Origin of the sequence: Bacillus sp. SIMBA_008 (assembly GCF_046535495.1) — a bacterium.
In the GTDB taxonomy this organism is placed as follows: domain Bacteria; phylum Bacillota; class Bacilli; order Bacillales; family Bacillaceae; genus Bacillus; species Bacillus subtilis.
Genome location: NZ_JAWRWL010000516.1, coordinates 1 through 269, shown reverse-complemented (window position 1 = coordinate 269; position 269 = coordinate 1). Strand labels below are relative to the sequence as shown.

Here is a 269-nt window from a genome sequence, read left to right as displayed (position 1 = left end):
GGATTAAGCAAAATTTATGAGCTGGTCATCAATTCAAATCCTTGCTACGCCTTTCTACTTGATAACAACACGCTTGTTCAAAATAAATTAATTGTGGCTCATGTACTGGCTCACTGTGACTTCTTCAAAAATAATTGCCGTTTTCAAAACACAAAACGAGACATGGTAGAAAGTATGTCAGCAGCGGCAGAGCGGATCAAGGAATATGAGCACCTTCATGGAACAAAAGAAGTTGAATCCTTTTTAGACGCCGTATTGGCTCTTCAGGA

1 protein-coding gene is annotated in these 269 nt (G+C 39.4%); it reads left to right on the top strand.

Annotated features, from left to right (window positions below):
* Positions 1 to 269: SpoVR family protein (locus tag SB658_RS24260; RefSeq protein ID WP_410602907.1), on the top strand; the 269-nt coding region annotated here is incomplete at both ends.